The organism is Mesorhizobium sp. 113-3-9, assembly GCF_016756515.1.
In the GTDB taxonomy this organism is placed as follows: Bacteria; Pseudomonadota; Alphaproteobacteria; order Rhizobiales; family Rhizobiaceae; genus Mesorhizobium.
In genome coordinates, this window is record NZ_AP023246.1 from 4,191,979 (window position 1) to 4,215,936 (window position 23,958).

The 23,958-nt window shown below is 61.5% G+C and carries 27 protein-coding genes and 1 tRNA gene; 16 read left to right on the top strand and 12 right to left on the bottom strand.

Annotated elements, in window-relative coordinates; all coding sequences use genetic code 11:
* Nucleotides 1–117: 117 nt before the first annotated feature.
* Together MesoLj_RS20310 and MesoLj_RS20315 are read right to left on the bottom strand one after the other, a co-directional pair.
* Entirely contained in the window at nt 118–636 is a 519-nt protein-coding gene (locus MesoLj_RS20310; RefSeq protein WP_202322044.1) for a hypothetical protein, read from the bottom strand.
* A gap of 286 nt (nt 637–922) precedes the next feature.
* Entirely contained in the window at nt 923–1,174 is a 252-nt protein-coding gene (locus MesoLj_RS20315; RefSeq protein WP_010909788.1) for a helix-turn-helix domain-containing protein, read from the bottom strand.
* Between the two features lie 91 nt (nt 1,175–1,265).
* Here MesoLj_RS20315 and MesoLj_RS20320 point away from each other — a divergent pair, with 91 nt between their 5' ends.
* Complete coding sequence (locus MesoLj_RS20320) at nt 1,266–1,856, top strand: hypothetical protein (protein ID WP_244735110.1); 591 nt, start codon at nt 1,266–1,268, stop codon at nt 1,854–1,856.
* Between the two features lie 51 nt (nt 1,857–1,907).
* Here the strand turns inward: MesoLj_RS20320 and MesoLj_RS20325 are convergent, their stop codons facing one another.
* From MesoLj_RS20325 to map, 3 genes are all read right to left on the bottom strand, one after another.
* Complete coding sequence (locus MesoLj_RS20325) at nt 1,908–3,161, bottom strand: tyrosine-type recombinase/integrase (RefSeq protein WP_202322046.1); 1,254 nt, start codon at nt 3,159–3,161, stop codon at nt 1,908–1,910.
* Nucleotides 3,162–3,308: 147 nt separating this feature from the next.
* Nucleotides 3,309–3,971, bottom strand: a complete 663-nt coding sequence (locus MesoLj_RS20330) for a JAB domain-containing protein (RefSeq protein ID WP_202322048.1) — start codon at nt 3,969–3,971, stop codon at nt 3,309–3,311.
* A 55-nt stretch (nt 3,972–4,026) separates the two neighbouring features.
* Nucleotides 4,027–4,854 carry a type I methionyl aminopeptidase gene (map, locus tag MesoLj_RS20335; RefSeq protein ID WP_202322050.1) on the bottom strand — a complete coding sequence of 276 codons (828 nt, stop codon included), beginning with the start codon at nt 4,852–4,854 and terminating at the stop codon, nt 4,027–4,029.
* 278 nt (nt 4,855–5,132) lie between these two features.
* On the opposite strand from map, the gene MesoLj_RS20340 reads away from it, so the two are divergent.
* From MesoLj_RS20340 to MesoLj_RS20370, 7 genes are all read left to right on the top strand, one after another.
* Nucleotides 5,133–5,471: a hypothetical protein gene (locus MesoLj_RS20340; RefSeq protein WP_202322052.1), complete on the top strand. Its 339-nt coding sequence runs from the start codon at nt 5,133–5,135 to the stop codon at nt 5,469–5,471.
* A 111-nt stretch (nt 5,472–5,582) separates the two neighbouring features.
* Nucleotides 5,583–5,822 carry a hypothetical protein gene (locus tag MesoLj_RS20345; protein WP_202322054.1) on the top strand — a complete coding sequence of 80 codons (240 nt, stop codon included), beginning with the start codon at nt 5,583–5,585 and terminating at the stop codon, nt 5,820–5,822.
* Between the two features lie 180 nt (nt 5,823–6,002).
* Nucleotides 6,003–6,299 carry a DUF982 domain-containing protein gene (locus MesoLj_RS20350; RefSeq protein ID WP_202322056.1) on the top strand — a complete coding sequence of 99 codons (297 nt, stop codon included), beginning with the start codon at nt 6,003–6,005 and terminating at the stop codon, nt 6,297–6,299.
* A gap of 161 nt (nt 6,300–6,460) precedes the next feature.
* Nucleotides 6,461–6,724 (top strand): DUF6074 family protein, encoded by a 264-nt coding sequence (locus MesoLj_RS20355; RefSeq protein WP_056573404.1) that lies wholly within the window; start codon nt 6,461–6,463, stop codon nt 6,722–6,724.
* Between the two features lie 237 nt (nt 6,725–6,961).
* Nucleotides 6,962–8,188 (top strand): pilus assembly protein TadG-related protein, encoded by a 1,227-nt coding sequence (locus MesoLj_RS20360; RefSeq protein ID WP_202322058.1) that lies wholly within the window; start codon nt 6,962–6,964, stop codon nt 8,186–8,188.
* 6 nt (nt 8,189–8,194) lie between these two features.
* Nucleotides 8,195–8,635: a TadE/TadG family type IV pilus assembly protein gene (locus MesoLj_RS20365; RefSeq protein WP_140773189.1), complete on the top strand. Its 441-nt coding sequence runs from the start codon at nt 8,195–8,197 to the stop codon at nt 8,633–8,635.
* On the top strand, nt 8,625–9,029 hold the full coding sequence (locus tag MesoLj_RS20370; protein WP_140773190.1) for a TadE/TadG family type IV pilus assembly protein: 405 nt from the start codon (nt 8,625–8,627) through the stop codon (nt 9,027–9,029). The genes MesoLj_RS20365 and MesoLj_RS20370 overlap by 11 nt, the downstream gene beginning before the upstream one ends.
* A 484-nt stretch (nt 9,030–9,513) precedes the next feature.
* Here the strand turns inward: MesoLj_RS20370 and MesoLj_RS20375 are convergent, their stop codons facing one another.
* The 5 genes from MesoLj_RS20375 to phaC form a co-directional block, all read right to left on the bottom strand.
* A complete protein-coding gene (locus tag MesoLj_RS20375; protein WP_202322060.1) occupies nt 9,514–9,711 on the bottom strand; it encodes a hypothetical protein in 198 nt (65 codons plus the stop codon).
* 961 nt (nt 9,712–10,672) lie between these two features.
* Nucleotides 10,673–10,954, bottom strand: coding sequence for a hypothetical protein (locus MesoLj_RS20380; RefSeq protein ID WP_202322062.1), 282 nt, complete (start codon nt 10,952–10,954; stop codon nt 10,673–10,675).
* A gap of 208 nt (nt 10,955–11,162) precedes the next feature.
* Nucleotides 11,163–11,237 (bottom strand) — tRNA-Glu (locus tag MesoLj_RS20385).
* A gap of 410 nt (nt 11,238–11,647) precedes the next feature.
* Nucleotides 11,648–12,922: a YcbK family protein gene (locus MesoLj_RS20390; protein ID WP_202322064.1), complete on the bottom strand. Its 1,275-nt coding sequence runs from the start codon at nt 12,920–12,922 to the stop codon at nt 11,648–11,650.
* Between the two features lie 216 nt (nt 12,923–13,138).
* A complete protein-coding gene (gene phaC / locus MesoLj_RS20395) occupies nt 13,139–14,974 on the bottom strand; it encodes a class I poly(R)-hydroxyalkanoic acid synthase (RefSeq protein ID WP_202322066.1) in 1,836 nt (611 codons plus the stop codon).
* 158 nt (nt 14,975–15,132) lie between these two features.
* Here phaC and MesoLj_RS20400 point away from each other — a divergent pair, with 158 nt between their 5' ends.
* The 8 genes from MesoLj_RS20400 (at nt 15,133) to recJ (ending at nt 22,413) form a co-directional block, all read left to right on the top strand.
* Nucleotides 15,133–15,465: a hypothetical protein gene (locus tag MesoLj_RS20400; RefSeq protein ID WP_342215755.1), complete on the top strand. Its 333-nt coding sequence runs from the start codon at nt 15,133–15,135 to the stop codon at nt 15,463–15,465.
* 46 nt (nt 15,466–15,511) lie between these two features.
* Nucleotides 15,512–16,729, top strand: coding sequence for an LL-diaminopimelate aminotransferase (locus MesoLj_RS20405; RefSeq protein WP_140773197.1), 1,218 nt, complete (start codon nt 15,512–15,514; stop codon nt 16,727–16,729).
* Between the two features lie 37 nt (nt 16,730–16,766).
* The gene (locus MesoLj_RS20410; RefSeq protein WP_202322070.1) at nt 16,767–18,080 is read left to right on the top strand and encodes a homoserine dehydrogenase; all 1,314 of its coding nucleotides are present in this window, start codon (nt 16,767–16,769) and stop codon (nt 18,078–18,080) included.
* A gap of 89 nt (nt 18,081–18,169) precedes the next feature.
* A complete protein-coding gene (locus MesoLj_RS20415; protein ID WP_140773200.1) occupies nt 18,170–18,529 on the top strand; it encodes a hypothetical protein in 360 nt (119 codons plus the stop codon).
* Between the two features lie 71 nt (nt 18,530–18,600).
* Nucleotides 18,601–18,768, top strand: coding sequence for a Thivi_2564 family membrane protein (locus MesoLj_RS20420; RefSeq protein WP_081295122.1), 168 nt, complete (start codon nt 18,601–18,603; stop codon nt 18,766–18,768).
* A gap of 200 nt (nt 18,769–18,968) precedes the next feature.
* Entirely contained in the window at nt 18,969–19,952 is a 984-nt protein-coding gene (glpX, locus tag MesoLj_RS20425; RefSeq protein WP_140773201.1) for a class II fructose-bisphosphatase, read from the top strand.
* A 162-nt stretch (nt 19,953–20,114) separates the two neighbouring features.
* The gene (locus tag MesoLj_RS20430) at nt 20,115–20,339 is read left to right on the top strand and encodes a DUF6434 domain-containing protein (protein ID WP_140773202.1); all 225 of its coding nucleotides are present in this window, start codon (nt 20,115–20,117) and stop codon (nt 20,337–20,339) included.
* Nucleotides 20,340–20,631: 292 nt separating this feature from the next.
* On the top strand, nt 20,632–22,413 hold the full coding sequence (gene recJ, locus MesoLj_RS20435) for a single-stranded-DNA-specific exonuclease RecJ (RefSeq protein ID WP_202322072.1): 1,782 nt from the start codon (nt 20,632–20,634) through the stop codon (nt 22,411–22,413).
* A 10-nt stretch (nt 22,414–22,423) separates the two neighbouring features.
* Here recJ and MesoLj_RS20440 read toward each other — a convergent pair whose 3' ends face one another.
* Together MesoLj_RS20440 and hisI are read right to left on the bottom strand one after the other, a co-directional pair.
* Nucleotides 22,424–23,395 (bottom strand): patatin family protein, encoded by a 972-nt coding sequence (locus MesoLj_RS20440; protein WP_140773203.1) that lies wholly within the window; start codon nt 23,393–23,395, stop codon nt 22,424–22,426.
* An 84-nt stretch (nt 23,396–23,479) separates the two neighbouring features.
* On the bottom strand, nt 23,480–23,938 hold the full coding sequence (hisI, locus tag MesoLj_RS20445) for a phosphoribosyl-AMP cyclohydrolase (protein WP_056573393.1): 459 nt from the start codon (nt 23,936–23,938) through the stop codon (nt 23,480–23,482).
* Between the last annotated feature and the right edge of the window lie 20 nt (nt 23,939–23,958).

Consider the following 23,958-nt stretch of genomic DNA (forward strand, 5'->3'; position numbering starts at 1 on the left):
ATCCACCAGCCTGATCTGTTGATCAGGCCACCGACAATGTCCGCTATCAACAATAGCTATAACCTTCCGAACCTCCGGAATGGGCGGTCTTCGCCGTCTCTAGCAGGCTGAGCGCTGTCAAGTGCGGTCGCGGAAATTCAAGATCGATGCTCGAACGTACTGCGGGATATTCAGGTAGGCAGACCACGCTGTTTTTCCAAGATGCCCTCGCAGCTTGACCTCGCTGCTCAATGGATTCTCGGCCGGATTGCCGCAATCCGGGACAATGTGAACGGCATGAATGATCTTGTTACAGGCCTGCTCAAACGAGAGAGGGAACTCCTTACCGCTATTGAGGATGTCCGTTTGGAGCGAGCCACACTGCATGGAGACTAGTCGATGCTTTGGCTCGGCTGGATCGGCGCGCAACTGGCTCATGTGTTCCAAGTGGATGCGATTGGCGACCGCAGTGCCTACCAACAAATGGGCGATCTCGTCGGCGAAGTGATCATCTCGCATTAGTCTGAGGGGATCATCTGGTGTAGGCGCGAGTTCAAAAAGCCGCCCGTCGCCGCTGAATACGAGAAACAGGCGGTATATGTCCCGGATCGCAATCGATGAGTTCAACTCGAAATTGTTGCGCCCATACGTGGTCAAAATCGTATCCTTCTGTCGTCTGACCAACCCTGATCGCTATGGCCGGTCCGAAATAACTGCGCATTCTCCTTTATGCTTTGCGGTGGCATGCGGGTCGAGCCCTCGCCTTTCCATTATCCAGGACTGCCTGGCTGATAGAGGTAGTGTGAGTGGGCTGGGAATGTCCGGTCTTGGCAACCACTGGTGTCAGCCGGAACGACTGATATGAGGCGCAAAGCCGCCGCTCGCTCGCTACGGCGCTGTTGTGTGGCGCGCTCGCGAGCGGTTGGGATGGTCTCAGCTAGATTCAGTCTGGTTCTGCTGCCAATCTCTTGATGGCTGAAGAAGGGTCGAACCCCAGGATTTTCGCCAGATCGATGAATTCGACTACGTCGACGCGGCGTTGGCCGCTTTCGAGTCGAGCGACAAACGACTGATATTCGCCGAGCTTTTCGGCGAGCTCGGTCTGTGTCAGCCCGCTAGCCTCACGCTTTGCAATCAGCATCGTGATCAATGACTTGTGGCGCAGCGTTCCGAGCGTTTTCACCACCGGCCTCATCCAGTTCCAGATGAGGGCTTCAATTATATCTGATTTCCAGTTATCTTAAATTCAGATACGACCCAGCCATGTCGAATTGGAGGAATCCAAGATGGCGCAATCAGCAGCAATGAAACATGACCCAGCTCTCGCCCTGTGGGCCGCATGGCATCGTGCCCAACATACATCTCTGGTGCTTTGCAGGGTCCAGCAGCGGTTGGAGACGAGAATTATCTGCAATACCGGAATTCAGGCATTGACCAGAGGCGAAATGAAAAAGCAGCCCATGCCAGTGGCCGCACCGGACGGCGTTCAGTACGCTGTTGCTCGGGAGGCCGAAGTCTTAGCCATGACCGAAGCGCTCAAACTTCAAGATGCGCTTCCAGAGGTTCCAGCTCTGTCGTTAGCTGGCATCTTAGCCAAGTTGGAGGTGATCGTCGGAGCGGACCGTGACATCGGCGATCCGACCGATTTCCCTTGGCCACACATCGCTTCCGTATTGCGCGATCTGAAAGCTATCGCGGGCGATTTGCAGCCGTGCGAGTTGGACCGCTTCACCACTCGCGCTGATATAACGAGGCATCTACAGCAAGCAGCCCAACTCGTAGACTCAGTCGAGGCGGAACAGGCTGCGGAACATATACGCCAAACTGCGAAATCGTTCGCGGAAACATCCGTTCTTCCAAAACCGGCTGAATTTTAGAAATCAAGTCGGCCCTGTCCCGTCTCAAACGTCAAAAAAGCAGTTGCTAGCTCACGCAGCTTCCCTAAGGGCGACTTTACGCTTCTTCTTCGTCACGAGTTCGCGGACAAACTTGTCCCACCGGGCCATGGCAGCACGCTTTTCCGGCATGTAATTCCAGCGATCGTAGCTCTTGGAACTGACGTCCTGCAGAGTGTGGTTCTGCAATCGGTCTCGGATCTCTTTCGAGAGACCTGCCTTGCCGGCAAGCGTCTTCCAGGTTCGCCGGAGATCGCGGTTTGTCACGACGGGAATGACCTCGCGATCGCGCTGTCGCCACATGAACGAATAGAGCGTTCCATGACTGACAGGCTTGGACGGGTCGGTTGCGGATGGGAAAAACCAACCAAATTCATTCGGCTTGATCGACCCGATAAGCTCGGCCGCTATCTTGGGCACGGGGATGGCATGAGGCTTTCCATTCTTGGTCTTGGACCAGTCGATGATGCACTCAGCGGCATCCCATTGATCGACGTGTAGCCGAGCAATCTCTTCGACGCGTTGGCCGGTCAGCATAAGAATTCTTACCGCACGCGTGTAAGGGGGATGTACCGGCGCATCGGGATATTCGAGCCAGCGATAGAGACGGACAAATTCCTCTTCGTCCAACCAACGCGTTCCAACGTTTTTTGGTTCTGTCGGAATACCAGCAGCCGGATTGTAGATGAGACGAAAGCGACGGACAGAGGTCGAGCGGTAGTCGTGCTCGGATTTCAGCCCCCAACTGTAGGCCGATCGAATATAGCTGCGAACATGATCGGCCATGGACCGTTTGCCTCGCTGATAGATCGGTCGAATGATGTCCCTGATCTCATCGGGCTCGATGTCACGGGCAGGGCGGTTGCGACCGAGCGAATCGGCGATCTTGTTCAATCCCTTTTCGGCCTCCTTCCAGGACGGTTTTCCATCTGCCTTGAGCGACGCGACGTAAGCCTCAAACAGATCGGCGACCGTGCCGGGTCGCGTGTCGCCTGCAATCTTGATGCTGCGTCCCTTCTGGATCATGTCGGCGAAATCGCGTCTGAAAATCTCGCGAGCCTGGCTGAGGCCCATTGACGGATACGAGCCGAACTTTTTTTTGAGACGCTTTTGGTCTCGCCATTGCTGGGCCATCCAGTCCGCCGTTACGCGGGTCGGCATCGGCTTTATCACGAGAACGAGGCGGCCTGTTCCGTGACCCTCGCCATCGACAAGGTTCTGCTGCTTTCCGGTCTCCTCGACTTGCTTCAAAGCGCGGCGAATCTCTCCATCGGTAAGGCTTGGCACTGGGGTCTCCCGTAGGCTTTCGAGTGGGATCGGCTGACGGGTAGTAGGGGTCTGTGGTTGGGTCCAAACGGGCCTTCGATCCCCCTAAAACCGACCCCAATATGCCACGATATCCGACTCTGCGACAAGTCGAAAAAGCGATATGTATCAATGTGCTAAAGCGTGATTGTGCGTGATCAAAAAGAGGCGAGTGGGATGGTTGTGCACCAGGATGATCGCGGTGGCCGACAGTTCAAGCGCACGCTTGACCACTTCCCTGGGATAGACGGGCGTATGATCGACAGTGCCGGTCTGCTGCACCTCGTCGGCAATCAGCGCGTTCTTCTTGTCAAGGAACAGGATGCGGAACTGTTCGCGCGCCTCGAAGGCCATGGCAGAGCGGCAGTAGGCGAGAAGCTGCGTCCAGGACGACAGGACTTCGCGGCCATGCACCTCGCCATGCGCCATGCGCTGCGCCGTCGCCGCGACGATTTTCAGGTCGAGCGCCACCGCCGGGCCGATGCCCTTGACCTCCTGCAGCAGGTTGACGGGCGCGCCAAGGACCTCGGCCAATGTGCCGAAGCGCGTGAGCAACGCCTTGGCGGCAGGCTTGGTGTCGGCGCGCGGGATCAGCCGGAAGAGCAGGAGCTCCAGAAGTTCATAGTCGGGCAGGGCGTCTGGACCCGCTGAGACGAAGCGCTCGCGCAAGCGGTCGCGATGGCCGAGATATCCAGGTTTTTCGGCTGGAGCCGAGTTTGCCTTCGCCGCCGGCCGAACCGGTACGTCGGAGAAGAAACTCCGCTCGTCTTCGTCGTCGTTGGCTTTCCCCATCCGCCCCCGCATCCGGCAATCGATCGGGCGCAGCAGTCGCCCGACGGTCAAAAAATCAGGCCGGCAGGCCGGGCCGGTCGAGCTTGTTGGGCGAGAGCGTGAAAATCTCGCAGCCGGCGTCGGTCACGCCGATCGTGTGCTCGTACTGCGCCGACAGCGAGCGGTCGCGGGTTACCGCCGTCCAGCCGTCCGACAGCACCTTCACATGCGGCCGGCCGAGATTGATCATCGGCTCGATGGTGAAGATCATGCCGGGCCGCATTTCCACGCCTTCATTGACGTTGCCATAGTGCAGGATGTTCGGGGCGTCGTGGAACAGCTGGCCGACGCCGTGGCCGCAGAAGTCGCGCACCACCGAGCAGCGCTCCGCCTCGGCAAAGGTTTGGATGGCGGCGCCGATGGCGCCGGTGCGGGCCCCGGGCCTGACCGCGGCGATGCCGCGCATCAGGCATTCATGGGTGACCTCGAGCAGCCGCTCGGCGGCGCGCTTGATGGTGCCGACCGGATACATGCGCGAGGAATCGCCGTGCCAGCCATCGAGAATGTAGGTCACGTCGATGTTGACGATGTCGCCATCCTTCAACGGCTTGTTGTCGGGAATGCCATGGCAGACGACATGGTTGATCGAGGTGCAGGACGACTTCGTGTAGCCGCGATAGTTGAGCGTCGCCGGCAGCGCGCCGTGATCCATGCCGAACTCGAAGACGAAACGGTCGATGGCATCGGTGGTGACGCCGGGCGCGACCATGGGCACCAGCTCGTCCAGGCAACGCGCGGTGAGGTCGCATGCCTTGCGCATGCCGGCAAAACCGTCCTCGCCATAGAGGCGGATCTGGCCGGTGTTCCTGAGGGGGGCGGTGGCGGCGTCGAGATAGGTGACCATTTTGTCCGTATGGAAGGTAGGGCGCTGCAGGGGTGCTGGCGTGAAAATCCCATCAGATTTGGCACTTGGGGGCAAAAGGTTCAAGGAAGAACTGCCTGATGCAGCCCGAACCGGCGGGATATTCGTCGCGTCGGTCCGGTCTTTTGCCGGTTTTGCACGGTTTGCTTTCCTTTCCGCCCGTCGTGCGCTAGGGCGGGACGATGTCTTGGAGATCGCGTCCAGCCCTGAAGCGCGCCAGATCGCTTGAAGCGCCGCTGACGGCAGCCTGCTCATGTCTGATGGGCCTTGTGCTGCTGGCGATGCTGTGCCTCGGCCGGCCGGACGTCCCTATTTTCGCCGACCCCGCCCAGGGCAGCGCCAGCGTTGGCATCGAACGGTCGGGCGAAGTCGCGGCGCTGCTGCGCGTCACCAACAAGGCACAGGCCCTTGAGGTTCGCACCGCAAGGCCGGTGCTGGCCAAATTCGCGGGCGGCCATCCGGCATTGCCGGCTCCAGAAACTGTTTTCCTTTGGCTCGCCCCGACGTCGCCGGCGGTGTTTGTCGCCGGCCATGGGACGATCTCGGCTCCGTGCACCAGCACCAATCAGCCGCGCGCGCCGCCGTCCGCGCAGGCCTGAGCGGTCCAAGACCGCACGTTCGCCATCCATTCCAAGCCATTCGTGTCGCGATCCGTGCGGCGGCCATAGCCGCGCATTGGTGGCGCGGCGCGTCATTTCCGGATCATCGCAATGCAACAACGTATCAAGACATTCAAAAGCCTGTCGCGTGCGGCCTCGGCTGCTTCATTTCTGTCCGTTCAGGCGTTCATCTGTATCGGAACCGTTTACTGGGCGATCGCCGAGACGCTCTATCTGTCGGGAACCGGAGCGCTCGTGCTCGGCGCCCTGTTCGCCTTGCCGTCGGCCTATGTTCTGGTGATGGTGGTGCGCATGGCCTTCGACGCCGAGACCGACCCGGCCAATAAGTAAATTGCGCCGCCGGATCGGAAAGTTCTGCCGGGTACCTTCATGCCGGCAGAACTTTCCTCGCCCTTTGCAGCAGAAGCGGCCGCTTCCGCAGTGACGACACATTTCCGTGGCACAAACCGGTCAAAGCAACTTTTGACGACGGACGGCGTTGCTGGGCGACGCCAGTTCGGGAGATTTCGGATGGACAGATTGCAGTTCGAGGTGCCGGTGCGCATCGCGCAAGGGCCCGGCTTGCCCGTCGAGGAGATTTACAGCGTCGAGCAGGCGTTGGATTTTCTCCAGGACTGGCCGGCACGCCGGCAGGGGCCGGTGTATCAGAAAGCCTTCAACGCCTGCTTTGGCGCCACGGTAGACGTGGTCAAGACCGAGGATGCCTGCCGGGCATTCATGGCGTTCTGCCGCGTCACCGGACTGATGGCCAGCGACATGATGGCGCCGCGCAAGCGCGGCGGCGAGGCGAGGGCGCTGCAGGCTTGAGGGCAGCTTCGCTTGCCTCGATAACCAGTTCGGCTTGAGTGCCTGTTTCGTGTCGCGGATATCCATCAATAGCGGCGTTAAGCTTCCGTTTCCACCTTCGCGGCTACGCCATTGCTTGTTCAGCAATGTTGATTCGTTGCGTCAGTCTCATGGTTCGGAAGATGTCTGCAGAAAAAATCCGTGCGTTCCCGATCGACCGTCAGTTATTCCTGGTCAGAGAAGTTGCGGCCAAGCTCGACAATCTGCATGGCGAGACAGCGGCCTCGTTCTGGAGGGCCAAGGCAGCGGAGCTGCTTGACCTCGTCGTCGGGTCGGGCAGGGACAGAGCCACCGCCGGTGACGAAGTCCGCAGATTTTTCCTGGCTGTACAGAAAGAGTTGTCGGCTGGAGTGGCCTCAGAGCCAGTGCCCGTCCTTTCCGCCTGAAGCCAAGACTGCCGGCAAACCAAGACTGCCGGCGCGCTGGATTTGACCGCATCCGGTTGAGCCGGATCGCTTTCATTCGTCCGCGGAGCGCTGCCGTGCCGTCAGGAACGGCAATCGCCGTCGTCCGCGCACCGATCAGCGAACGGCCGGCTGCTTGAAACCAATAGAAGCCGTGATCAAAAATGAACCGAACTTCTTAGCCGTTCGTTCATATATGCGTGCTTTCTAATTTAAGCCATGGCTTCCAATTGCTTCACCCGAATTCGGCTCATGGCGACCGGTATACGCCGGAGTACCAAGGCAAATGTTGCCACTATCTTCGCCCTCAGCCTGCCGATCGTCGTCGGTGCCGCTGGCTTCGGCGTGGAGACCTCCTACTGGTACTACAACAGCCTGAAACTGCAGGCGACGGCCGATGCCGCCGCCTATGCCGGCGCGCTTGAACAGATCTCAGGGTCCGACAAGCCGACGATCGTCGCAGCCGCGACACAGTCGGCCACGTCCAATGGGTTGGGCTCGGGCACGATCGTCGTCAATACGCCGCCAACGTCCGGACCGAATACGGCGAAGAAAGCGGTCGAGGTCATCGTCGGCCAGAAGCTCGACCGGATGTTCACCTCGATCTTCACGCAGGGCCAGGTGCCTGAACAGGCGAGGGCGGTGGCCCTTATCACCAACGCCTCGAAGTCCTGCATGACCGCGCTCGATCCGACCGCCTCGCAGGCTGTACTGTTTTCCGGCAATACCAGCGTGAAGGTCACCGGCTGCGTGGTGATGTCCAATTCGAACGCTTCGGACGCCATCAAGCTCCAGGGCTCGGCAGCACTGCAGGTCGATTGCCTGATATCGGCGGGCGGCGTTTCACTGAACAATCCGGTCACCACCGTTTGCCCGGCCCCGATCACCCAGGCGCTGCCTGTCGCCGATCCATTCGCCGACCTGCCGACCCCGGCCGCTTCAAATCCCTGCCAGAACACCAACAAATCGACGCTGAAACCTGGCACCTACTGCAGCGGACTGAGCCTTAGCGGCAGCGTTACCCTCCAGCCGGGCGTCTATGTCGTTCAGGGCAATCTCAAGATAAACGCCAACGCTTCCGTCACCGGCAGCGGGGTGACCATCTTCATGTCAGGCAGTTCGACGGTCAGCATGAACGGCAACGCCTCCGTGCAGCTCAGTGCGCCGACTTCGGGAGCCTATTCAGGCGTTCTGTTCTATGGCGACAGGGCCGGCAGCAGTGCATCCAGCACCTTCAACGGCACAGCCGACTCGCTGCTGACCGGGGCCATCTACTTCCCAAGACAGCAGATCAGCTATCTCGGCAATTTCGCGGGCAACGGCGGCTGCACCCAAGTCGTCGCCGATACGATCCAATGGTCAGGCAGTTCAACCATCAATCAGGATTGCACCAGCCTCGGAATGCGCGACATTCCGGCCGCGCAGTCCGTGGCACTGGTCGAGTAGCCTCCCGTGGAACGCCGATCAAAGCCGATCCTTGGCGACCGTTCGGGCGTTGCCGCGGTCGAGTTCGCCATGGTCCTGCCCTTCCTGTGCGCGGCGCTGCTCGGCATCATCGACGGCTGGTCCTATGTGACGAGTTCGCTGTCGATGCGCGCCGGCGTGAAGACCGCCGCGAATTTGATCATGGCAGGATCGACCAATGACACGGCGACGCAGGCGGTTGCGATCTCGAGCTGGGAGAAGCGGCCGACGGACGGCCAGGTCACGCTAAGCCGAATCTATATGTGCGGGACGACCGTGGTCAACGCTTCCGCCTTGTGCAGTGGGCCGAAGGTTCCATCGGTCTATGTCCAGATCCAGGCATCGGCCACCTGGACGCCGCCCTTCACCTTCGGCGTTTTTTCCGCGTCCAGCGTCATCGGCCACCTGGAGGTGATCCGTGTCCGCTAAGGCAAGCGCCTTCAAGGGGGATCGATCGGGTGGAACGGCGTTGGAGTTCGCGCTGATCGCGCCATTCCTCATCATATTGCTGTTCGGAATCTTCGCCTTGGGCTGGTCGATGAACTCGGTCTCCAGCGTTCGCTATACGCTTGAGACTTCGTCACGCTCGCTGCAGCTTCAGAACACGTTGACCCAAGCCGACATCCAATCGATCGCCACGCAGAAATTGCAGGCCCTGGGTTTGAAGGATGTGAACGTGACGATCGCCATCGACCCGGCGAGCGGCGGCTTCCGCATGGCGCATCTGACCGCCACCTATGCCTTCGTCGTCGACTTCCCTTACCTCAGCGCCTTCCCGATCAACTACGCGACCACCGTTACCGTGCCGCTGGTCGGCGGCTAGGCGATCGATCCTACCGCCGGAACATTCTTCGTCTGGTGAAGTTCTGAATCCGCCTTGGTTTTGATCCCCGTGGGCCAAGGCCAGGAAGCTGCCTCCATCAGCTTCCAACCAGCCCGCCTCGGACGGGGGCAAAACTGTCTGGGGCGGGCTTCGTTCAGCCTTGTCGCCGCAGCGAGCAGTTTTCCACCGTTAACTCCAGCCTGTGGATCGAGTTGTCTTGCAGGAGCTTCGATGTGTCGCTTATTAGGAATTCCTTATGGAGCGACGGCACGCAATGCGGAGAGTCAGGGATGGGCTCTGGGAGGTCTACGACATAGACAACAACAAGGTTGTGCGCGTGGGCGGAGTGCCCCTGACAAACTTGTTGGATGAAGACGCGCTCGATGCCTTGGATCTGATAAGGGATGGCTTTCTGACCCCGGCCAAATCCAGGAGGACAAAACCCTAAAGCAAGCTCCAATTCGGCATGCTTGTCGGGCTGGTCCTAACCTATGGCGTGCTGCTCGCCCCACAAGCCGACATTGTGAGGAACCTGTGGACCGGATGTCGACGCCATGCCGACCAGAGCAACGATAATACCCAGGCCTACCGCGAGGGCCACAGCGACCGCGGCGACGCTGGCTGCAGGCGTGTGCTGGTGGCGTTCCAGAGCCTTGCCGAGATCGTCGAAGGTTGTTTCCATTCGCCGAAGCTAACAGACGTCAGGCAAACAAGGCGTTAACGAATGAGCCGCGGCGCTTCTACGGTATCGGCAGGGCGCCGAACAGCGCGCATTGGCCGCCCTGGTGCGCAGCAGGAGGCGCCTGAGCCGGCGGACGATAATACAGCGGTCGGCACCAGATGCGCTTGTGCGGGCTCTGAAAGGCCTTGGAACCGAATCAGGGGTTCGCAGCTTCTACCGACGAAGCATGCATATGAGGCGTACCTATTGTTCAGTGACAAAGAGACCCGATTTCTAGAAGCTGGGCTTATCCTCGCGGTGCCTCTTTCCATCCTGGTCGCAGTGGTGATGGTCAGCATGACATTCGGCTGGTTTTGAATGACCACGGCGAGATCAACGACGAGATTGTGCATTACGACCCTCGGCCTGCCGGAAGAGGCCTTGCCACCGAGATCGAGGGGAGGAATATAATCCTCTCGTTGCGGCGGCCCTTGCGTTTGTCCGGTGGCACACCACGGGGCCGGTGCGGCCTCCAACCGCACTTGATGCGGAACATTAGCCATCTCTAAAAGTTGATCCGTGCGGCAGGTAGGTGCCCTCCATCGTCCTGCCGAAGATCGGGTCTCCGATCGGGCCCGCGCCTTTTCGCCGCCAGAGGGGCGCGGGCTTCAATTTGCCAGGGTATGACGATTTCCGGCAACTTTGCGGACAGCGGACTCGTAGAGCAATTGGTCGCTCTGTTTATGTCCCTCATGCCAGGGCGGCTGGCTCGCCGAGATTTCGTTGGGGTTTCTCGGCGAGCCTATCCGAGGACAGGGGATAAAATGGCCGGCGCCCGTCGGTTGGGGACCGTTGGGTGGGGGGTGGACGCCGGCCAAGCGGACAATCAGGTCCGCCGCATGAACGGCATGACTGATTCAAGAAGCCTGCGATATGGTGCGATCACGGACTGCTGGGCGCATGGCCTAGCCGACTTGAGGGCCTAGCCGACTTGGGGCTTCCTTCCGTGCAAGCCGGCTGTTGCTTTCATCGGCCCAATTGTCGTCAGGAGGGGCGTCGGCTCCACGGGGGAGTAGGGTGCTGATCCGCCGTATTGCCTGACATCACCTTCCAAACCCTGCGCAGCTTTGATCACGGCCTTGCGGCTGTTACCGTGTTTGAGGATCAACTCCCAGACCAGGTCCGCGGTCAAACCGTTCTCCGAAGCGAAACACTCGACCTGATGGTCGTGAATAGCATCATGCCAGGGCTTATAGCCGCCCATTTAGGCCTCCGCTTTAGGTGCCGCATGGCAAAGATATGCACTGCTGTCAGATGTAGGTGAAACATGCGAACGAAGGACGTAGCACGGCGCCAGACAGCGCCAGCGAGCATCGAGACGGTGGCCGCTCGGCTTCAGGTCTGCGATTCGGCGGATATTCGCCAAAAATTGGACAGGGAGCGGAGGTTTTTTGCTAATTGCTTGAAGTTGCTGGTACGCCCAAGGGGAATCGAACCCCTGTTACCGCCGTGAAAGGGCGGTGTCCTAACCGCTAGACGATGGGCGCGCTCAGACGAAGCGGCTTATACTGGCGTTGTGCGCAACCGGCAACCCGTCAAGTGTCGCCCTGGACAACTTTTTTGTGGGCCTTGGGAATACAGGGATTTCATCACGACTGCACGGCCTGGCGATTAGCATAAACGCCCATCGCTTCGTCATTCTGGAGCGAAGCGACGCGGCGCAGACCCCAGAATCCATGCCGCGATTTCAAGGCGCTGCCACGGTGCAAATTCTGCTCCGCTGCGCTCTTCGACAGGGGGTACGGAATGGATCCTCGGGTCTCCGCGACGGAGCTTTGCTCCTGCTCCGCCCGTGGATGACGAAGTTGGGGACGCTTCGGCCAATCTCGAATGTTTGGAATTGTCCGCTGGAACGACATTGCCTGAACGGCCTTGGCAGCCAACAGGCTTCGGCCCATCAAAGAGCGCCGTTAGCCGTCGCCACCACCGTCGCCGCTACGCTGCGCCGGCGGCAGCGCCAGTTCCAGTCGCGCTCAGGGCCGACGTCAACGTGGACCGATTCGGTGTGGCAGTAGGTGCCGACGCCGCCACGGCCGGGCATGGTCCTGATGTAGTTCGCCAGTTCCCATTTGGAGACGCCGGGTACCTGGATGTCGGCGGCGGCGCAGTACATGTGCAGCGAATTCTTGGCGCCGTTGGCGCGGCGGTTGCGGGCGGGGTCGCGGTAGCCTGACGTCACCATCATCTTGCGGCCGTAATGGCCTTCGATCGTCTTCAGCACGCGCACCAGCGACGGCTTCAGGCAGGCGACATCAACGCTTTCGTTCTGCTTCAGCAGCCCGTTGGGCGCGAGCCGGGCCATGCCGGCGGCGGACGCTACCTGATAGCTGCCGCCCGAACCCTCGTCCTCATTGAGGTCGACGTCGCTTTCGTCGTCGAGGCCGGATTTGCGCTTGATCTCGAACAGCGCCGTCTGGCGCACGCCGGGCAACGCGTCGCCGCCCGTGATGTGGCCGGCTTCGTCGCCGGTCGAAGCCAACTGTATCGGCTTTGCGGCGGAATCGGCCGAGGCCAGTGTGATGATCGGCTTTGCCGGAGCCGGCGCGGGCTTGGCCTGCACGGCCGGCTGTTCGCCCGTGCGCGTGTTGACCAGCGGAGCGGGGGTTGCGGAAGCCGGCGTGGCGCCGAACATCGAGGCCAGGAAGCCCCGCTTCTTCGGCGCCTCGGCTTGTGGCATCTCGCCCGCCGTCACATAGACCGGATTGTTCATCGCCGGTGCCGCGGCAGGCTTCGGCGCCGTCACCTCGGCATCAGCCGCGGCGATCTTCTGGGCGACCGCGTCGGTCTGCTGCGCCGTCTGGGCCGGCTGCTGCAGGGCCTGCGGCGTTTGTCCCGCGATCGTTTCAGCCCCGGCCGGCGTTGTCAGTGGAAAGGCAGCCTCGGGTTTGGCGATCGGTACGTAAGCGACCGTTTCGGGAAGCGCCGTATCGCCTTCGCTCATCACGGTCGTCTGGGTGGTCGTGGTCTGCGATGTCGAATCGGCGGTGGTGATGGGCTTGCCGGTGGCGGCCGCATTGATGTTCGAGGAAGAGGCATTGTAGCCAGGCATTCCGACCGACATTGTCGGGTCGCCGGCCGAGGTGCAGGAGGCCAGGAGCACGGAGCAGAGCGCTGCCACGATGGCGCGGCGTTCTCCCTTTGCGAGGCTCCATCCTGCTGATTTCAAAGTCAAATTCCCCCTCGATACCCGGCCGGTAAATCCTTGGCGCAGCACTGGCCGCCGCAGTCCAAGGTGACCTTTGTCTCCGATCCGGAAACGAGACCTGTGTCAAATCCGCAAGCTTGAAAGTATTTTTGCAGCGATTGCCGAATTACGGCCGCTCGACGGTTGACGACACCATTTCGCCCGCTTTTGGCAAGCCGTCAACTCACCAGACATTACAGTCCGTTACACACGCACCTTGACATAGGTGCCGGGAGCATCCCCCAAGGTTTTCATATGCTTGCCGGGTTTGCGGGCAGGCACGCGGGTGTTGTCCTTGGCTTCTATCCAGCCTTGCCAGTGCGGCCACCAGGATCCCGGATGGTCGGTGGCCGTGGCTATCCACTGGTTGAAATCGCCGATCGGCGCGCGGCCGGTCCAGTACTGGTACTTGTTGGATGCGGGCGGATTGACGACACCGGCTATATGGCCGGATCCGGCCATCACATAGTCGACCTTGCCGCCGAAATATTTCGAACCGAGGAAGACGGACAGCGCCGGCGCGATGTGATCTTCCTTCGAGGCGAGGTTGTAGATGGGAATGGTGACATCGCCGAGCGAGACCGTGCGGCCCGCCAATTCCATCGTGCCGCGCGAGAGGTTGTTCTCCAGATAGCAGTTGCGCAGGTAGAAGGAGTGATTGGCCGCCGCCATGCGGGTCGAATCGGCGTTCCAGTAGAGCAGGTCGAAGGGCAGGGGATCCTTGCCGCGCATGTAGTTGTTGACGACATAAGGCCAGATCAGGTCACCGGAGCGCAGCATGTTGAAGGCGGTCGCCATCTTGGTGCCGTCGAGATAGCCCTTTTCGTTCATCGACTTTTCCACCGCCGCGACCTGTTCCTCGTCGACGAACACTTTCAGGTCGCCGGCATAGGTGAAGTCGACCTGCGTGGTGAAGAAGGTCGCCGACTTGATGCGGTCATCGCCTTCGCTGGCCATCAGCGCCAATGCCGCCGCCAGCAGCGTGCCGCCAACGCAGTAGCCGATCGCGTTGACGTCGCGCTCGCCGGTGGCCTTCTCGATCGTGTCGAGGCCGTATTGCAGGCCTTCCCTTATATAGGCTTCCCAGTTCTTGGCGCCGTGGCGCTCGTCCGGATTGATCCAGGAGATGACGAAGACGGTATGGCCTTGCTCGATCGCCCAGCGGATGAAGGATTTCTGCGGGTTGAGGTCGAGTATGTAGAACTTGTTGATCCAGGGCGGGCAGATCAGCAGCGGCCGTTTCAGCACCGTCTCGGTGGCGGGATCATACTGGATGATCTCCGCGACATCGCTGCGGCCAACCACCTTGCCGGGCGTGGTGGCGATGTTGCGACCGATCTCGAAGGGCGAATAGTCGGCCTGGCGCAGTTTCAGGTCGCCCTTGCCGGCGGCGATGTCCTCGGCCAGCATCTTCATGCCGCGCACCAGGTTCTCGCCGTTGGAGGCGACGGTTTCGCGAAACAGTTCCGGATTGGTCAGGATGAAATTCGACGGCGAGATGGCGTTGGACACCTGCTTGACGTAGAAGCTCGCCTTGTGGCGGGTGTGCTCGTCCAGACCTTCGGCGTGCTCGACCAGTTCGGACGCCCAGCGCGAGGTGACGAGATAGGCCTGCTTGAGAAAATCGAAGAAGGCGTTGCGGCCCCATTCCGGATCCTGGAAGCGCTTGTCGCCGCGCTCCGGCTTGACGGCATCGTCGGCACCCTCGGCGCTGGGACTGACACGCTGTATGGCGTTCGCCCACACGGTCATGTAGCCGGCGAACAGCCGCGTCTGCGCCTCGAGCGCGCGCTGCGGGTCGGCAAGCCAGTATTCGCTGAGCTTGGAAAAGGTCTTGACCATGTCGACGACCGGTTCGGCGACGTGGTCGCGCACCTCGCCTTTCTCGCGCGGCTCGGCCCAGGCCGACGCCGCCTTGCCGGCCTGCTCGACCATGCGCGCCATGTTCAACGCGAAGCGTTCCGGATCCTTCACCAGATATTGCTCGACGGTCGAAGGCTCGTCATCTTCCGTTTTGCCCGAATCGGGTGTTTTGGACATGGTTCGCGGGGTTCCTCCCGAAGCGTTTTCTTGACATATTAACATGGGACATCCGACAGGGTCCAATCTCGCTCTACCTCGGCTGCCAAGGAAACAATATGACGATTAATATTGGCGAGACTGTTTTTTTTGGTGCCGCACGCTTTTGCCGCATCGGCGTGGCGATCGTCCTCGTGGGGATCGCCGGATGTTCGAGCGCGAATACCAGCGGTCCGGTGCCGATGGCGGAGAATGCGGGGCCGAAGGATACGGGCACCTTTCCGAACCTGAACATCCCGCCGCAAGTGGCGAACAAGCAGTTCACCGAGGCCGAGCGGAACGCCAAGCTCGCCGAACTCAAGGCCGACAAGGGCGGGCAGGGTGCCAAAAGCGGCGGCGGCTCCGTCACCGATCAGGCGGCGCTGACGGATCTGGCCAAGAAACACGGCCCCCAGACGCTGAAGCAGATCGAAGGCAAATGCGATCCCGCCCTCGACCCTACCTGCAAATGAGTATATAGCGCGCGCCCAATACCCCCCGTTGCTGTCTGGAACCGCCATGGAAGAGTTTCACAAGGTCCGTCGCCTTCCGCCCTACGTTTTCGAGCAGGTCAACCGGCTCAAGGCCAGTGCGCGCTCGCGCGGCGCCGACATCATCGACCTTGGCATGGGCAATCCGGACCTGCCGACGCCGAAGGCCATCGTCGACAAATTGTGCGAAGTCGTGCGCGATCCGCGCACGCATCGCTATTCCTCCTCGCGCGGCATTCCGGGGCTGCGCCGCGCCCAGGCCGCCTATTATCAGCGCCGCTTCGGCGTGAAGCTCAACCCCGACACGCAAGTGGTTGCCACGCTCGGCTCGAAGGAAGGCTTCGCCAACATGGCGCAGGCGATCACCGCGCCCGGCGACGTCATCCTGTGCCCCAATCCGACCTATCCGATCCACGCCTTCGGCTTCATCATGTCGGGCGGTGTCATCCGTTCGCTGCAGGTCGAGCCCGATGACGGCTTCATTCCGGCGGTCGAGCGGGGCATTCGCCATTCGATCCCGAAGCCGCTGGCCTTGATCCTCAACTATCCGTCGAACCCGACGGCGCTGGTCGCTTCGCTCGATTTCTACAAGGACGTGGTGGCGTTCGCGAAGAAGAACGACATCATCATCCTGTCCGACCTTGCCTATTCGGAGATCTATTTCGACGGCAATCCGCCGCCTTCGGTGCTGCAGGTTCCGGGCGCCATCGACATCTGCGTCGAATTCACCTCGATGTCGAAGACCTTCTCCATGCCCGGCTGGCGCATGGGCTTTGCGGTCGGCAATGAACGGCTGATCTCGGCGCTGACCCGGGTGAAATCCTATCTCGATTACGGCGCCTTCACGCCAATCCAGGTGGCGGCCGCGCATGCGCTCAATGGCGACGGCGCCGATATCGCCGAGGTGCGCGACATCTACCACAAGCGTCGTGACGTGATGGTCGATGCGTTCGGCCGCGCCGGTTGGAATATTCCCGCCCCGGCGGCCTCGATGTTCGCCTGGGCGCCGATCCCGGAGCCATTCCGTCACCTCGGCTCGCTCGAATTCTCCAAGCTGCTTATCGAGCACGCCGACGTGGCGGTGGCGCCCGGTGTCGGCTTCGGCGAACATGGCGATGATTTCGTGCGCGTGGCGCTGGTCGAGAACGAGCACCGGATCCGCCAGGCGGCGCGCAACATCAAGCGCTTCCTGTCGACCAGCGCCAAGCAGCCCAACAATGTGGTGCCGCTCTCCGCCCACCGGTAAGCAAGAATTCTATCTGATTTGAGGGACGTCGCCTTCCATGGCTGAAGCACTGCGTGTTGGAATTGCCGGCCTCGGTACGGTCGGTGCATCGGTGGCACGTGTGCTGCGCGACAAGGCGGCGGAACTGACCCGGCAATGCGGGCGCGACATCATCGTCGCAGCGGTTTCGGCGCGCGACCCGAAGCGCGACCGTGGCATCGATGTCAGTTCCGCAAAATGGTTCGACGATCCGATGAAGATGGCGCAGACCGCCGAGATCGACGTGTTCATCGAATTGATCGGCGGCGACGAGGGGCCGGCACGCCTGTCGGTGAAGGCGGCGCTCGAAGCCGGCCGCCATGTCGTCACCGCCAACAAGGCCCTGCTCGCCAAGCATGGCGTGGCGCTGGCCGAGATCGCCGAGAAGAAGGGCGTGCTGCTCAACTACGAGGCGGCGGTGGCGGGCGGCATTCCCGTCATCAAGACGATGCGCGAGGCGATGGCCGGCAACTCGGTCACCCGCGTGTTCGGCATTCTCAACGGTACCTGCAACTACATCCTGACCCGCATGGAGGCCGAGGGCATCTCGTTCGATGCCTGCCTGAAGGATGCGCAGCGGCTGGGTTACGCCGAGGCCGATCCGACCTTCGACATCGAAGGCCATGACACCGCGCACAAGCTGTCGATCCTGACCAGCCTTGCCTTCGGCACCAAGATCGCCGCCAACGACATCTATATGGAAGGCATCTCCAACATTACCCAGGCCGACATCCGTGCCGCCGGCGACCTCGGCTACAGGATCAAGCTGCTGGGCGTCGCCCAGCGCACCGAAAGCGGTATCGAGCAGCGCGTGCATCCGACCATGGTGCCGACCGCCTCCGTCATCGCGCAGGTGCATGGCGTCACCAACGCGGTGGCGATCGAGACCGACATCCTCGGCGAATTGCTGCTTTCCGGCCCCGGCGCCGGCGGCAACGCCACCGCGTCGGCCGTCATCGGCGACATCGCCGACATCGCCAAGAGCCGGCCGGGCTTCCAGCATGGCCCGGTCTTCGGCCGGCCGGCAAAGGAGTTGAGGCCTTACAAGAAGGCGCAGATGCGCAGCCATGCCGGCGGCTATTTCATCCGGCTGACCGTGCATGACCGCATCGGCGTGTTCGCCGCGATCGCCAAGCGCATGGCCGACAACGATATTTCGCTGGAATCGATCGTCCAGCATGCGGTCAGCGGCGAGGCGGCGGCACAGAAGACGGTGATCCTCGTCACCCATGAGACCACCGAGGCCGCCGTGCGCAAGGCCGTCGACGGCATCACCAAGGACGGTCACCTGACCGACAAGCCGCAGGTCATCCGCATCGAGCGGGCAGGGTAGCTCCGCCCCCACCGTCGCGCAGCCGCGATCAGCCGGAACGAATCCGCGCCGGCGCCGTTCTCTTGGTCAGCAACCAAGGGAGCCGCTCCATGGCCGATACCAACAAATCCGACACCCCTCACATCGACGACATCCAGAAAACGCTGGAAAAGCAGATCGCCGAATTGCGCAAGGAGATCACCAAGATCAACAAGAGCATTTCGGCGCGGGGCGCGGAAATGCTCGACGATGCCAGTGAGCAGGCTTCGGATTTCTACGAAACGGCCGCCGCGCGTGCTTCGCGGACAGCGCAGCAATTGCGCACCCAGGCCCAGGCGGTTTCGGACGTGGCGCGCGAAAACCCGGGTACCACGACCGCATTGGTCGGCGTGATCGGCCTGCTCGGGTTTCTGGCCGGGATTGCCGTCGGCCAGTCGTTGAACAACGACAGTTCGCGCCGCTGGTATTGACCGCGTCGACATCGAGCCGGCGTTGCCGGTTCGTTTCGCGGTTTCTCAGGTAATCATTTGAGGAGGGCACCATGGCTTCATCCGTGCTGATCGGCATCCTGATCACATTTCTCGTCATCATCCTTGTTCTTTATCTGGTGCAGCGCCTGCCTCTCGATGCCCGGATGCGGCAGATCGTGCAGATCATCGTCATCATCATCGGCATCATTTCGCTGCTCAAATACCTCGCGGTTTTCTAGATCCCGGCGTTATCTCTGTATCTTCAAGGGCGGCCCGGCTGTTTCCAGCCGGGCCGCAATCTTGTTCGGAATAAGGTTCAATCGATTGATATTGCTTATCTTTCGATAAAACTCGCGGCAGGTCTTGCCGTTGTCATGCTCGTTTGACAAAACAAGCCCGCCTCCGGCGGGAGGTGGCATGCAAACGAGGATTTGCCGAAATGAATGTGGCCCAGAACATCGTCGCCGGCCTTGACCGGATACTCACCATGGAACTGGTGCGCGTCACCGAAAGGGCCGCGGTCGCGGCAGCCAGGCTGCGTGGGCGCGGCGACGAGAAGGCGGCTGACCAGGTCGCTGTCGACGCCATGCGCCAGGAGCTTAACCGTCTTGCCATCAAGGGCACGGTGGTGATCGGCGAGGGCGAACGGGACGAGGCGCCGATGCTCTATATTGGCGAGGAGGTCGGCACCGGCAAAGGCCCGGCCGTCGATATCGCCCTTGATCCGCTCGAGGGTACGACGATCTGCGCCAAGAACCTCCCTAACGCGCTTGCCGTCATCGCGATCGCCGAGAAGGGCAGTCTGCTGTTCGCGCCTGACGTCTATATGGACAAGATCGCCATTGGTCCGGGTTATGCCGAAGGCGTCATCGACCTCGACGCATCGCCGGCCGAAAACATCGCCAGCCTGGCCCGGGCCAAGGGCGTCGCGGTGTCCGACATCACCACCTGCATCCTCGACCGGCCACGCCACGCCAAGCTGATCGATGCCGTGCGCGCCACGGGTGCCGCGATCCGGCTGATCGGTGACGGCGATGTCGCCGGCGTCATCCACACCACGGACCCAGACGAAACCGGTATCGATATCTATCTCGGTACGGGGGGGGCGCCCGAGGGCGTGCTGGCGGCGGCCGCACTGCGCTGCACCGGCGGCCAGATGCAGGGCCGGCTGATCCTCGATACGCCGGAGAAGGTCGCCCGCGCGGCGAAGATGGGCATTTCCGATCCGAAGCGGATCTACCATGCCGAGGACATGGCGCGCGGCGATGTGCTGTTCGCGGCCACCGGCGTGACCGACGGCAATATGCTGGCCGGCGTCAAGTTCGGCGGCACATACATCACCACGCATACGATCGTCCTGCGCTCGTCGTCGCGAACCGTGCGGGAGATCAAGGCTCGGCACCAGGATCTGGATAAGTTCTAAAGCTCTCTGTTTTGACGCAATTCCCAAGGGGAAAGCGCTACGCGCTTTTCCCGGGAAAACCGTTTCACACTTTTCCTGGAATTGCTTTAAGCCTGCTTGCGAAGCCGCGCCGCAGTTGTTAGCCATTGGCCGCATCTGAACCTTGGCGCGCAAGGACCGACGATGAAAGCGTTCGATTGGCACGCGAATCCGATTTCGCGTGCCACGCCCATCACGAAGTCCTACCGCAACACCCAGAATGTGCGCCGCTTTTTCATCCGCGAATGCGGCGATACGTTCAGGTTCGATCGGTCTTTCATGGCCTGGCTCAAGAACGATCGGGAAAAGACAATGGGGGACGCGGCCGAGGAATGGGTCCGGCGCCAGGCTGAAAAGCGGAAAGCGTAGTTATTCTTGAGTTCTCATGCGATGCCTACCGCCGCGAACCGCTTGGCTTTGCCCGCCTTTGGCGCCAAAGCCCGTCGTGTTCACGCGACGCTCCTTAGAGCAATTCCAGGACAAGTGCGAAGCGGTTTTCCGTCCGGAATTGCGTCAAAACAACAAGTTAGAGCGGTTCGGCGGTTCCGTGAAACGATGAACCGCTCTAGGCCGTTGTTTGTGCATGTCGTTATCCCAAAACCGCTGCACACTTTTGGGCGACATGCATTATCCTGCGGCCAACCATGAGTTGGCAAAGCGCATGATGGGCGACAGGCGCCTCTTCCTCGATGTCAGGCAATCGGCTACCGGTCTCTCCTGGGAGCATCGGCTGACCGAGCGACAGGACATGATCGCGCTGGCCATCGCGCAAGGCCATGGCGTGCCCGACATCGTTGCACGCGTCCTTGCCGGACGCGGTGTTACCGCCGAGCAAACCGAGCGGTTCCTCGATCCGACGATCCGCGACCTGTTGCCGAATCCGGCTTCGTTGACCGACATGGACAAGGCCGCCACCCGCATCGCGGCGGCGGTGATGGCGAGGGAAAAGGTGGCCATCTTCGGCGACTACGATGTCGACGGCGCGGCCTCGTCAGCCTTGTTGAAACGGTTTCTGACGCATTTCTCGGTGCCGTCGGAAATCTATATTCCGGACCGTATTTTCGAGGGTTACGGCCCCAATCCCGATGCCATGCGCGAACTCGTCTCGCGCGGCGCGACGCTGATCGTCACCGTCGACTGCGGCACCAACAGCGCCATTTCCGTCGATGCGGCCAATGTCGCCGGCGCCGATGTCGTGGTGCTCGACCACCATCAGGTCGGTGGCGCCTTGCCGGCCGCGATTGCCGTCGTCAATCCAAACCGCGACGACGATCTTTCCGGTCAGGGTCACCTCTGCGCCGCCGGTGTCGTGTTCCTTGCCCTGGTGCAGACCGCAAAGGTCCTGCGTGGCTTGACCGAGACCACGCCACCGGATCTGCTTTCCATGCTCGATCTCGTTGCATTGGCCACCGTGTGCGACGTGGTGCCGCTGACCGGCGTCAACCGTGCCTTCGTCGTCAAAGGGCTGCAAGTGGCGCGCCAGCAGAAGAATGAAGGGCTTGCCGCATTGGCGCGGGTTTCTCGCATCGGCGAACCGATCGGCACCTTTCATCTTGCCTATCTGATCGGGCCGCGCATCAACGCCGGCGGGCGCATCGGCGACGCGGCCCTTGGCAGTCGGCTGCTTGCGACAGACGATCCGGTCGAGGCAGGGACCATCGCCGAGACGCTGGACCGGCTGAACCAGGAGCGGCAGCTGATGGAGCAGGAGATGCTTGCGGCAGCCCGCGCCGAAGCCGATGCCGAGCTTGCCGGCGGCAATGGCCCGGCCATCGTTGTCACCGCCAGCAACAACTGGCATCCCGGCATTGTCGGTCTGCTCGCTTCACGCCTGAAGGATCATGCCCGGCGGCCGGCTTTCGCCATCGCATTCAACGCTGTGGGCATTGGTACCGGTTCGGGCCGTTCGGTGTCGGGCTTCGACCTCGGCCGGCTGGTGCGCGAAGCCGCCGATGCCGGCTTGATCGTCAAGGGCGGCGGCCACGGCATGGCGGCCGGTATCACCGTGGAGCGCGCCAGGCTTGGCGAACTCAGGGCGTTTTTCGAGGAGCGCGCGGCCGCCGACGTGTTTCGGCTGCAGGACGAGGAAAGCCTGGCAATCGACGGCGCGCTTGCCGCCGAAGGCGCGACGCTCAGCCTGCTCGATGCGCTGGAAAAGGCCGGCCCCTTCGGCGCCGGCCATGTCGCACCGGTTTTCGCGCTGCCGCGCCATCGGCTGGCCGACGCCCGGCCGGTCGGCACCAACCATATCCGCGCCGAATTGCAGTCGGAGAGCGGCGGCCGAATCCAGGGGATCGCCTTTCGCGCCGTCGACACCGCACTTGGCGAGTTCCTGTTCAAGAACCGGGGCAAGACGGTGCATATCGCCGGCTCGCTGTCGGGCAATTACTGGAACGGCAACCGCACCGTGCAGTTCCGCATTATCGACGCGGCGCGGGCGTGAGGGTGGCTGGCTAAGCCAGAACCGTCTGCAGCCGGCTCAGTTCGCCGATCTGGGCCATCGTCGCCTGGTAGCCGAGCTGGATCGCCTCGTCGGCACGATGGAACTCGGTCAGGCCGATATGGCTGAGCTTGGGCTGCAGCGACATGTCGGGCGGATCGCCGGCAAGCCTGGCGCGCGAGATGCGGTCCTGGATGATGTTGAAGGCTTCGACCATGACGCCGGTGATGCCGAGGCGGCTCTGATGCGACTGGTGGTCGGGGTCCGAGTGACCGGCGCGCGGCGCGTCCTTTTCGACAACCAGTTCGCCGGCGCTGTGCTTTATCACCGCTGCGCGGCCGAACAGGTCGTAGTGAAGATTGACCGCCACGACGAGGGGCTGTTCGTAGGCGCGGCAGACCGACACCGGCACCGGATTGACCAGCGCGCCGTCGACCAGCACACGGCCGTTGCAATTCACCGGCTCGAACACGCCAGGCAGTGCGTAGGACGCGCGCATGGCCGTGATCAATGAGCCGCTCGACACCCAGATTTCGTGGCCGGTGCGGATTTCCGACGCGACGCAGACAAATGGCTTGGGCAGATCCTCAAAACGAACGCCTGCCACATGCTCACGCAGGCGGGCGTCGAGCTTCATGCCGCCGAACAGGCCGCTGCCGCGCAGATTGAGATCGAGCAGGCCGAAAATGCGCCGCTTGGTGAGGCTGCGGGCGAACTCTTCCAGCTCGTCCAGTTTGCCGGCGAGATAACAGCCGCCGACCAGCGCGCCGATGGATGTGCCGGCTATCATCGACACTTCGATACCGGCTTCGTCGAGTGCACGCAGCACACCGATATGGGCCCAGCCACGGGCGCAGCCTCCACCCAATGCCAGTGAGATGCCTGTCTTCTTTTCGGGTTTTGGTTGGGGTGCGCCGCCGGACGAGGAGAGGCCGTTGGCTTCTCGAACGTCTGATCTGTTACGCAATGACGCCCACTCGAGCATCATGATCTCCCTTGTCCCACATCCTTTGTATCAAAAGGATGTTTGAGAATAGTGAACATGAGTGGTTTGTGAATATGGAATGGTTCACACAGGCTTCCGATACGTCTTTTCCGCATCGAACAGCGGTTTGCTGCCGTCGTCGACAAGCGTCCCCTTGCCATCGACCAGACCCACCGTCCGATAAAAGCATGAACGCCGGCCGGTGTGACAGGTTGCGTCGTGGCCCAACACTTTCACGTGCAGCCACAATGCATCCTGATCGCAGTCGGTGCGCATCTCGACGACATGCTGGAAATTGCCCGAGGTTTCGCCCTTCTTCCAAAGCGCGTTGCGCGAACGCGACCAGTAATGGGCGATGCCCGTTTCCAATGTCAGCGCGAGCGCCTGCGCGTTCATATGGGCGACCATCAGCAGCATGCCGTCTTCGGCATCGGTGACGACCACCGTGACAAGACCGGCCGCGTCGAAGCGCGGCGAGAACACCGCGCCTTCTTCGAGAGCCTTCTTGTCTGACGGAGCTTCGGGAAATTCCAGTGCCGACATCGCCGGTGCATTTTCCTGTT

What these genes read in the sequence shown, in the direction of transcription:
- MesoLj_RS20315 (WP_010909788.1), bottom strand. Translation starts at nt 1,174, where the DNA reads ATGAGGCCGGTGGTGAAAACGCTCGGAACGCTGCGCCACAAGTCATTG.
- MesoLj_RS20320 (WP_244735110.1), top strand. Translation starts at nt 1,266, where the DNA reads ATGGCGCAATCAGCAGCAATGAAACATGACCCAGCTCTCGCCCTGTGG.
- MesoLj_RS20330 (WP_202322048.1), bottom strand. Translation starts at nt 3,971, where the DNA reads ATGGGGAAAGCCAACGACGACGAAGACGAGCGGAGTTTCTTCTCCGAC.
- map (WP_202322050.1), bottom strand. Translation starts at nt 4,854, where the DNA reads ATGGTCACCTATCTCGACGCCGCCACCGCCCCCCTCAGGAACACCGGC.
- MesoLj_RS20340 (WP_202322052.1), top strand. Translation starts at nt 5,133, where the DNA reads ATGGGCCTTGTGCTGCTGGCGATGCTGTGCCTCGGCCGGCCGGACGTC.
- MesoLj_RS20345 (WP_202322054.1), top strand. Translation starts at nt 5,583, where the DNA reads ATGCAACAACGTATCAAGACATTCAAAAGCCTGTCGCGTGCGGCCTCG.
- MesoLj_RS20350 (WP_202322056.1), top strand. Translation starts at nt 6,003, where the DNA reads ATGGACAGATTGCAGTTCGAGGTGCCGGTGCGCATCGCGCAAGGGCCC.
- MesoLj_RS20355 (WP_056573404.1), top strand. Translation starts at nt 6,461, where the DNA reads ATGTCTGCAGAAAAAATCCGTGCGTTCCCGATCGACCGTCAGTTATTC.
- MesoLj_RS20360 (WP_202322058.1), top strand. Translation starts at nt 6,962, where the DNA reads ATGGCTTCCAATTGCTTCACCCGAATTCGGCTCATGGCGACCGGTATA.
- MesoLj_RS20375 (WP_202322060.1), bottom strand. Translation starts at nt 9,711, where the DNA reads ATGGAAACAACCTTCGACGATCTCGGCAAGGCTCTGGAACGCCACCAG.
- MesoLj_RS20380 (WP_202322062.1), bottom strand. Translation starts at nt 10,954, where the DNA reads ATGGGCGGCTATAAGCCCTGGCATGATGCTATTCACGACCATCAGGTC.
- phaC (WP_202322066.1), bottom strand. Translation starts at nt 14,974, where the DNA reads ATGTCCAAAACACCCGATTCGGGCAAAACGGAAGATGACGAGCCTTCG.
- MesoLj_RS20405 (WP_140773197.1), top strand. Translation starts at nt 15,512, where the DNA reads ATGGAAGAGTTTCACAAGGTCCGTCGCCTTCCGCCCTACGTTTTCGAG.
- MesoLj_RS20410 (WP_202322070.1), top strand. Translation starts at nt 16,767, where the DNA reads ATGGCTGAAGCACTGCGTGTTGGAATTGCCGGCCTCGGTACGGTCGGT.
- MesoLj_RS20415 (WP_140773200.1), top strand. Translation starts at nt 18,170, where the DNA reads ATGGCCGATACCAACAAATCCGACACCCCTCACATCGACGACATCCAG.
- MesoLj_RS20420 (WP_081295122.1), top strand. Translation starts at nt 18,601, where the DNA reads ATGGCTTCATCCGTGCTGATCGGCATCCTGATCACATTTCTCGTCATC.
- glpX (WP_140773201.1), top strand. Translation starts at nt 18,969, where the DNA reads ATGAATGTGGCCCAGAACATCGTCGCCGGCCTTGACCGGATACTCACC.
- MesoLj_RS20430 (WP_140773202.1), top strand. Translation starts at nt 20,115, where the DNA reads ATGAAAGCGTTCGATTGGCACGCGAATCCGATTTCGCGTGCCACGCCC.
- recJ (WP_202322072.1), top strand. Translation starts at nt 20,632, where the DNA reads ATGATGGGCGACAGGCGCCTCTTCCTCGATGTCAGGCAATCGGCTACC.
- MesoLj_RS20440 (WP_140773203.1), bottom strand. Translation starts at nt 23,395, where the DNA reads ATGCTCGAGTGGGCGTCATTGCGTAACAGATCAGACGTTCGAGAAGCC.
- hisI (WP_056573393.1), bottom strand. Translation starts at nt 23,938, where the DNA reads ATGTCGGCACTGGAATTTCCCGAAGCTCCGTCAGACAAGAAGGCTCTC.